Consider the following 8,357-nt stretch of genomic DNA (forward strand, 5'->3'; position numbering starts at 1 on the left):
ATGTCTGACTGGATCGCGATAGACTGGGGTACCAGCAACCTGCGGGTTTGGCTTGTCAGCGAGAGCGGAGAGGTCCGGGATCATCGCCTGTCCGACAAGGGCATGGGACAGCTTGAACCTGCGGGTTTTGAGCCTGCGCTCATCGCGCTGATCGACGACTGGCTTAGCGAAGGCGAGGTCACACAAGCGGTGGCTTGTGGCATGGTGGGAGCACGAAAAGGCTGGATCGAGGCGCCTTATGCGGCGGTGCCGTGCAAACCGGAACAGACCGATGGGGTGCAAGCCCCTGTCACCGATCCAAGGCTGTCGGTCACTATTCTGCCGGGGCTGAGCCAAATCACCCCAAGTGCAAATGTCATGCGTGGCGAGGAAACGCAGATCGCAGGCTACCTTGCTGCCAATCCCCGTTTTGACGGGGTGATCTGCATGCCGGGAACGCATACCAAATGGGTGAATGTGAGCGCGGGAAAGGTCGACAGCTTTCAAACCTGCATGACCGGAGAACTCTTCGCGCTGCTGTCAAAGCAATCGGTCCTGCGTCATAGCTTGAGCGGTGACGGCTGGAGCGACGATGCTTTCGACGCCGCCTTGTCAGAGTGCCTGACACGCCCGGCATCTTTTGGTGCGCGGCTTTTCGAATTGCGAGCAGCCGACCTGTTGCAGGGGCAGGCCGCAGCGGACGCAAAAGCGCGACTTTCGGGAATGCTGATCGGATTGGAGCTGGCGTCCGCCAAAGCCTATTGGCTTGGCCAACAGGTTGTCTTGATTGGCGATGCACGTCTAAGCGCGCTTTACCAAAAAGGGTTGGGAGCTCAGGGCATGGCAGCCACGCTTGCAGACGCAACGGCTATGACACTGGCCGGATTGGGCGCAGCATACAAATACCAAACAGGGGGCACAGAATGAGCCGGAATTTAGTCGCGATCCTTAGAGGCGTGACCCCGAACGAGGTTGAGGGTATCGGTGAAGCGCTTGTTGCAGCCGGTATCACAAAGATCGAGGTCCCGCTGAACTCACCCGATCCACTTGAGAGCATTGCTGTTTTGGCCAAGGCGCTTGGGCTGCAAGCGCTGATCGGAGCAGGGACAGTTTTGACCACAGAAGACGTGCAAGCCGTCAAAGCTGCTGGTGGCGCTTTGATCGTTTCTCCAGACTGCAACCCCGAAGTTATTTCGGAAACGAAACGGTTGGGGATGGCATCCTATCCCGGTGTCATGACGCCGACTGAATGTTTTGCTGCATTACGAGCAGGCGCGGACGGGCTGAAGCTTTTCCCGGGATTGTCGATCGGACCGGACGGGTTGAAAGCCATTCGGGCAGTCTTGCCAAAGGTAACCAAGGTGCTTGCGGTGGGCGGAGCCGGACCGGACAACTTTGCAGCATGGAAGCAGGCAGGCGTTGACGGGTTTGGCATCGGGTCAGCGCTTTACAAGCCGGGTGATGATGCCACGGCCGTTAGGGCCAAAGCTGACGCGATCGTCGTAGCCTATGACGAGGCATTCCAAATATGAGCGGTGCCGTTCAAATTATTGATGAGCGCGTTTGTCATCTGGGCGAGGGGCCACTTTGGCATCCAGAGCGGGGTCAGCTCTTCTGGTTTGATATTAACGCCAAACAATTGCTGACCCGCGAGGCATCGGGCCCGTTGATGTGGCAATTCGACGAGCACGTCTCTGCCGCTGGCTGGCTGGATCACGATACGCTTTTGATCGCCTCTGAAACGGCGCTCTTCAGGTTCGATATTGCTACGGGTACCAGTGAACACGTCATCGATTTGGAAGCTGACAATCCGGTCACACGCTCAAACGACGGCCGTGCGGACCCTTGGGGCGGGTTCTGGATCGGGACGATGGGGAAACAGGCTGAAGATTGCGCAGGAGCGATTTATCGCTTCTATCAGGGTAAGCTTGAGCCACTCTATCACGACATTACCATATCGAATGCCATCTGTTTCTCTCCAGATCGCAATTTTGCCTATTATGCTGATACTCCAACGCGCCAGATCATGCGGCAGACGCTGGACAGCGAGGGGTGGCCCACGGGGCCAGCGACGGTGTTTGTTGATCTGAACGCTGAAGGGTTGAACCCGGATGGTGCCGTTGTGGATTCTGAGGGCTACCTTTGGAACGCGCAATGGGGGGCTCATCGCGTGACCCGATATGCGCCCGAAGGACGTGTAGATAGCACTGTGAATTTAGCGGCTTCGCAACCAAGCTGTCCTGCCTTTGGTGGCCAAGACCTTACCAATCTCTATGTCACATCGGCAACAGAAAGCCTGTCCGAAGCGAATGACGCTGATGGTCGTGTTCTTAGCCTGCCTGTGGCCGTAGTCGGACAAGCTGAGCATCGTGTGAAATTGGTATGATACAGCGTTGTCCTTATGCCCCAATTAAAGAGAATAGTGTCAGATTTTTCTCTTTTTTTCCGGGACTTGCTGTGCCCTTGCGTATGCGTCCGGTGTGACCGGGCGTTGACTTTCAGCGTTGGTGCCAGTGCCAGGGTGCGAGTTCGTCGATGCGGTTGATCTTGTGATCGGCTGCGGATTTCAGAAATACCGGACAGCGATTCCGCTAATTCCCGGACAGCCGTTTCAGTAAATCCCGGACAGTTCGGGCACGACTGGTCAGCTGCCTGCAATCATGTTCAGGAAGCCATGGTTTCGGTCTTTTGATTTTCGGTCAAGTCTGGTGTGCGGTCTTTTCTGCGCATGCTGTCTCCCTTGAGTTCGATGCGATGGGCGTTGTGCACGATCCGGTCGAGGATCGCGTCGGCGATGGTGGGTTCCCCGATCATGGCGTGCCACCCGGACACGGGAAGCTGGGCGGTGATGATGGTGGATCGGCGCTGGTAGCGTTCTTCGAAGAGCTCCAGCAGGTCGAGGCGTTGCTGGTCGCTCAGCCCGTGCGTGCCCCAGTCATCGAGGACCAGCAGCTGGACGCGGGCGAGCTTATCGACCAGACGGGGAAACCGGCCGTCCAGGCGGGCCATGGCCATGTCCTCGAACAGCCGGGGCACGCGGACATAGGAGACGGAGTGATCAAGGCGCGCGGCCTGGTGCGCGAAGGCACAGGACAGCCATGTCTTTCCGGTGCCGGTTTGGCCGGTGAGAACGATCTGTTCGTGGGCCTTGATCCAGTCGCCCTGGGCGAGCGACAGGACCTGGCGCCGGTCGAGGCCGCGGCTGGCGCGGAAGTCGATATCTTCGATGCAGGCATTGGGGAAGCGCATCTTGGCGTTTCTCAGCCGGTTGGCAAAGCGCTTGTCGGCCCGATAGGTGGCCTCGCGGTCGAGCATGAGCCCGAGCCATTCATTGCGGTCGAGGCCCTGGTCGGCGTCCTGGTCGTTGAGCGCTTTCCAGGCATCGGCCATGCCGGTGAGCCCGAGCGCGGCCATCTGATCGAGGGTGGGATGTGTGAGCACGTGTCTCTCTCCTTTCCGGGGTTATTGGTAGTATCCGGGGCCACGGATATTGTCGTGGCGCGGCGGGGCGGTGACGGGCTCCGGCGGACCCGGGGCCCGGTCGAGGCCGGTGATAAGAATGGAGCGCACCGATCCGTAGCTGATGGTGCCGGTGGTCAGCGCGCGTTCGCAGGCGGCTTCCAGCCTGTCCGGGGTGAATTGCCGCCGGAGGTTCAGGACGCCGAGGGCGGAGCGGTAGCCCTGTTCGGGATGGGGCCGGTCGCGCATCAGCCGCTCCACGAGGGCGGCGGTGTGATAGCCGGTTCTGGCGGCGCGTTCGATCAGGCTTTCCGGTGTCATGCCGCCGTACCGCTGATGCGCCTTGGGCATGTGTTCCCTGATCGTCGTGTGACCGCCGCGCGGCCCCCGGCGATGGTGGACCGCAACCCTTTCATGATTATAGAAAATCTCGAGGGTGCGGTGGGTGAGCCGGACATCGACCTGCCGGCCGATCAACCGGTGCGGCACGGAATAGAAGCTGTGCAGCACCTCGATGTGATAGTCGGGATGCACCTTAGCGCGCTTCCATTCGGCGTATTCGAAAGGGGCGTCGGGCAAGGGCTGCAGCGCGGGGCGCTCGATCTCCTCGAACAACTCCCGGCGGGATCGTCCGACACGCCGCATGGTCCGGGCGTTCAGATCATCGACCAGCTCCGCGATGGCGACGTTCAGCGCCTCGATGGAAAAGAACTGCCGGTTGCGCAGACGGGCCAGGATCCAGCGCTCCACGATCAGCACGGCCCCTTCCACTTTGCCCTTGTCGCGGGGCTTGGCCGGGCGGGTGGGCAGCACCGTGGTGTCGTAATGCGTGGCCATGTCGGAAAAGGTTCGGGTGAGCGACGGCTCGAACCAGAGCGGCTTGGCTACGGCCGCCCGGAGATTGTCGCAGACAATTGCCTTGGGGACCCCGTGGAAAAACTTCAGCGCGCGCGCCTGCGCCTCGATCCAGTCGGGCAGCTTCTGGCTGAGGCTCGCCCAAGCGAAGGTGTAGTTCGACGCGCCAAGCACCGCGACGAAGATTTGCGCACGGTACTCGGCGCCCGTGGCCGGATCGACGATCGGAACCGTCTGCCCGGCGTAATCCGTCTGCATCGTCGCTCCGGCCTCGTGCCGGTTGCGATAGCGCGGGCTGAGGCGGCTTTCGAACGCCCGGTAACTTTGACAGAACCAGGTGTACCCATAGCCGTCCGGATGGGCGGCACGGTATTCTTCCCACAGCAGCACCAGCGTCACGCCCTTGCGCTTCATCTCGGCGGAAACCCTGGGCCAGTCAGGCTCCGTGAGGTCTCTCGGCGGACGCCCGACGCGTTGAAACAGCGCCTGCTTCAGGGTGGTGTCGTCGTCCCGATCGGCGGGCAGCGGCCAACAGTTCAGCCCGGCCTCCCGCGCCCGGAGCAGGTAGGTCGACACGGTTGTCTTGCTGAGCTTCAGACGCAGGGCGATCTCGCGCACGGAAAGCCCCTTGTCGCGTTGCCCTTATAGGTGAGACACGGCGCGCTTAGCGGTATTTCTTGCCTCTAATCATGAGATTCGATTGCCAACGGGAATCCACTTTTCCGATGTCGGCCAGCGATCCGACCAATCGTGGCGAGGAGTCGAGGCTCCTTTTCGTAGGTTCGAAGCAGGGCGGCATACGCGAAGTCGTCGATGCCGGTGCTGAACATTGCTGCTTTGAGCAGTGGACGTGACTGGGCAACCGCGATGGCGGCGAGGCTGAACAGCCTCACTTCTGGTCTCGGACTCTGAAGCGCGTGCACTGGATCGCCGCGGACAGCGCGGAGCGCCATCGCGAAGGTAACCGCCCGCATGGCCCGACGAAGGTGCATGGAGCGGTCGGCTTTGATGGCTTGCTCGAGCAGCCCTGCCCCGCCACGGGCGCGGCGCAGCAGCTTTTCGGGTACAGGCGGATCATCGGATTTGGTGAGGATGGGACGAAGTCTTGACCCGCAACTCTTGCAGTCGAACGCCCAGGCCTGCCGCCAATGTTTCAGGGCGCGGCCGCTTCGGGAACAGTTGGGGCACGACTGGAACGAGGTTCGTGCCGTCAGCGCAGCTTCGATCGGGGACAATGCCGGAAAGGTCAGCGATTTCACCAGCGCGGTCGGCATGCGCGCGACCGACGCGATGCTGTCCGCGGCGCCGGTCTCGAGTTCGAAGTCGAGGATGTCGGCATATCGGCCGTCTATGCCGATATGCGCCAGCAGTTCGGTGAACGCGCAATGATTGGCCGCCGCCAGCCGCGCCAGCCAGCCGGAGAGCAACTCGTCCGGGTAAGGTGCGAGGGTTATGGGCAGAGGGCGCAGCCTCACGCCCCCGACTTTTCAAGGCGCCGCTGGGACGGAGCGTGGCGCGACCAGAGCGGTGTCCAGTTCGCGACCGCCTCGTCGGTGATGCGCTCCTCACCGGAGAGAATGGCATCGATGGCCAGGTCCTTGACCAGGGCGAAGATGCGCGAGGTCACCCCGCCCGTCAACGCCAGGATTTGCCGGAGCGATTTGACCTGCAGGTTGGATTTCTTCGCCAGCGGCATCGCGGCGATGAGGGTCTGGATCATGTCGGAGAACTCGGCATCATCGCGCCAGTTCGCAAGGTGATGCTCGTCCAGCCGCCGCGCAAGCTGGACGTCGCCACGGATCGCATCGACCGCCTCGCTGACCCCGAAGCAGACCAGCGACGCCTCCAACTCGTTGCTGAGATAGCGCAGGACATTGAGGAAGCGGCGCTGCTCGCGGTGGGTTCCGGCAAGCAGGTTGTGGACCTCGTCGATCATGATCATCCGCAAACCAAGATCACGAAGCAACCCGACAACGCGGACCTCGAGCGACGCCACACTTTGCGCACGCAGGCTCAGCGTCGAGGACGGCGCGCCGACGGCCGCCAGAATGTGCAGGTAGAACCGCCGCTCGTCCGGGGCCGGCGGCGCCTGCAGGAGGAGCAGCGGCGTGCGGGTGATACCCGCGACCGGGTCGTATTCCGGCGCATAGCGGCGCGAGAGATTCCGGGCGATCATCGTCTTGCCGATGCCTGATGCGCCGTGCACGAGAAGCCCGGGCATCCGGGTCTGCCGCGGCGCGTCGATCAGGCTTTGCAGCCTGTCCAGCACACGCTCAGCGCGGGGAAAGCCGATCCAGATGTCCGATTGAATGAGGGCGACGCGGCCGTCGTTTTCGGTTTCCCCTGCCCTCAATTCACCATCTCTCCACCTTGAACAACGGGCGCGATGTATCACCGGTATCGACCGGGCGCAGCCCCTCAGAAGGCTCCTCCGCAGGAAGAGTGTCTTTCCCGGCATTGCGCCTTTCCCGGGATCTGCGTTCTGCTTTGGTCAGCACCCGGCTTTCCCCCTCGATCTGGCGCTGCCTCCGGATCAGCTCGGCAAGGACCAGTTCATTTGACCCTGTCTTGCCCAGGGCTCGTGCCATCCTCATCGCCTCGCGATAGTCCCACAGCGACACGGGCGGAATCTCCAGGTTGCGGTACCGCGCCTCGACGCAGCGGCCGCCATCAAGTTCGACCCAGATCGCGGAAAGATCGCGCGGGTCGTAGCGCACGACCACCTTGTCATCCTTGCGGCCAACCCGCCCCGCCAGGGCGTCCGACCAGTACCGGATGGCGAACAGATGGATGCCGTCCCGCCGGATCTGGCGCTTTTCGCTGGGAAGGAAGCTCACCCGGAACGCATCAATGTCGAAGGGAATGTCGCCGGACATCTCCACTGACAACGCCTCCCATCGTGCAACCGGCGTGCAGCCGAGGCTCGAATGAACGCTGTTGTTGTAGCGGCAGATTTCCAGGGCGAACCAGAGGTCGAACTCGCTCAGGCTCATCGTGGCCCTGGCTTCGGCATCATAGGCGCCCTTGGCCGCGACGGAAGATTGCGTCGTTCCGGGCAGGAGGTGCACCGCCCCCATCATCGTGCCGATCAGCCGCTCGATATGGCCCCCGAAATGCGGGCGTCCCGGCGGCCGGTACTCAAGATCGATCCCCCATTCCGCGCAGGCCTCCTGAAAGGAGTGCGACCGGAAATCCCGGCCGTTGTCGACATGAATGCTGCGCGGCCTGCCCTGCGCGGGCCAGGGAGCGCTACTGCCCAGATCGGCGAGAAGCTCCGCCTTCGGCGCAACGGCCCGGGTCAGACAGAGCGCCACGGAGAGGCGCGACGGGGCCTCCAGGCTGACATGATATCCGGTCACCATCCGCGTGGCGATATCGATCGCCAGCGTGACCCAGGGCCGCCCGATCGGTTTGCGCTCGAAACTGTCGACAAGAATGATGTCCGCGAGCGTGTGGTCGATCTGCACGACATCGAGGGAAAGCTTCGCCTGCTTTCTGCCCGGCACCGGAGCGAACCGTCGTCCCGCCGCCTTCGCTCCCTCCCTGGCCAGCATGACTTCTCGCTCATCCAGAGCATCAAGCCGGCGCTGAATTGTCCGGCGCGTCGGCGCCTGCCATCCGCGTTCCCTGCAGGCGATGCGGATCTCCGTCACCACGCGCGACAGGCTGGCGCGTTCCCGCCGCAGATAATAGCGGCGAAGCTGATCCGCGATCAGCGCCTCGACCTCATCGGAAATTGCCCTTGTGCCCTCGCGCCGTCCGCGCTTCCGCGGCACCAGCGCGCTGGTGCGCCCGCCCTCCTCTGCCAGTCTCCGTATCCAGCGCCAGACGGTCGCCCTGCTGACGCCGAGTTCCCAGACGGCGTCGCGGATACCGCTTTCCAGACCGCCAGCGCCCGCAAGATGGGCCTCGACGAGCGGACGCAGAACAGCAAGCCTGCGCGAGGCCTCCGCGCCGATTGTCCCGTCGTGCTCCCCTGCCCTGTCCACCGGTCCCGCCCGCGCTGCAAACACTGTCTCAGCTTTAGGGGCAAAAGTCTCGGCTAGGGACCGTTCAAAACCACG

The 8,357-nt window shown here is 62.5% G+C and carries 7 protein-coding genes and 1 pseudogene; 3 read left to right on the top strand and 5 right to left on the bottom strand.

All coding sequences use genetic code 11. The annotated features are described in order from the left end of the window. From OO25_RS16820 to OO25_RS16830, 3 genes are read left to right on the top strand one after another with little or no spacing between them, the layout of a single operon-like run. Entirely contained in the window at positions 1-906 is a 906-nt protein-coding gene (locus OO25_RS16820; RefSeq protein WP_040181352.1) for a 2-dehydro-3-deoxygalactonokinase, read from the top strand. After that, positions 903-1,511: a 2-dehydro-3-deoxy-6-phosphogalactonate aldolase gene (locus OO25_RS16825; protein ID WP_040181354.1), complete on the top strand. Its 609-nt coding sequence runs from the start codon at positions 903-905 to the stop codon at positions 1,509-1,511. The genes OO25_RS16820 and OO25_RS16825 overlap by 4 nt, the downstream gene beginning before the upstream one ends. Then, on the top strand, positions 1,508-2,365 hold the full coding sequence (locus tag OO25_RS16830) for an SMP-30/gluconolactonase/LRE family protein (protein WP_040181357.1): 858 nt from the start codon (positions 1,508-1,510) through the stop codon (positions 2,363-2,365). The genes OO25_RS16825 and OO25_RS16830 overlap by 4 nt, the downstream gene beginning before the upstream one ends. Positions 2,366-2,643: 278 nt before the next feature. Here OO25_RS16830 and istB read toward each other — a convergent pair whose 3' ends face one another. The 5 genes and pseudogenes from istB to OO25_RS16855 form a co-directional block, all read right to left on the bottom strand. Further along, the gene (gene istB / locus OO25_RS16835) at positions 2,644-3,393 is read right to left on the bottom strand and encodes an IS21-like element helper ATPase IstB (protein WP_139044796.1); all 750 of its coding nucleotides are present in this window, start codon (positions 3,391-3,393) and stop codon (positions 2,644-2,646) included. 48 nt (positions 3,394-3,441) lie between these two features. After that, positions 3,442-4,926, bottom strand: a pseudogene (gene istA / locus OO25_RS16840) (IS21 family transposase); the annotation flags it as partial. A gap of 50 nt (positions 4,927-4,976) precedes the next feature. Next, positions 4,977-5,768, bottom strand: coding sequence for a TniQ family protein (locus OO25_RS16845; protein WP_040181362.1), 792 nt, complete (start codon positions 5,766-5,768; stop codon positions 4,977-4,979). Further along, entirely contained in the window at positions 5,765-6,646 is an 882-nt protein-coding gene (locus OO25_RS16850) for a TniB family NTP-binding protein (RefSeq protein ID WP_040181363.1), read from the bottom strand. The genes OO25_RS16845 and OO25_RS16850 overlap by 4 nt, the downstream gene beginning before the upstream one ends. A gap of 1 nt (position 6,647) precedes the next feature. Further along, complete coding sequence (locus OO25_RS16855; RefSeq protein ID WP_242407065.1) at positions 6,648-8,306, bottom strand: Mu transposase C-terminal domain-containing protein; 1,659 nt, start codon at positions 8,304-8,306, stop codon at positions 6,648-6,650. Positions 8,307-8,357 lie beyond the last annotated feature (51 nt).

Origin of the sequence: Phaeobacter sp. S60, assembly GCF_000826845.1 — a bacterium.
GTDB lineage: Bacteria > Pseudomonadota > Alphaproteobacteria > Rhodobacterales > Rhodobacteraceae > Phaeobacter > Phaeobacter piscinae.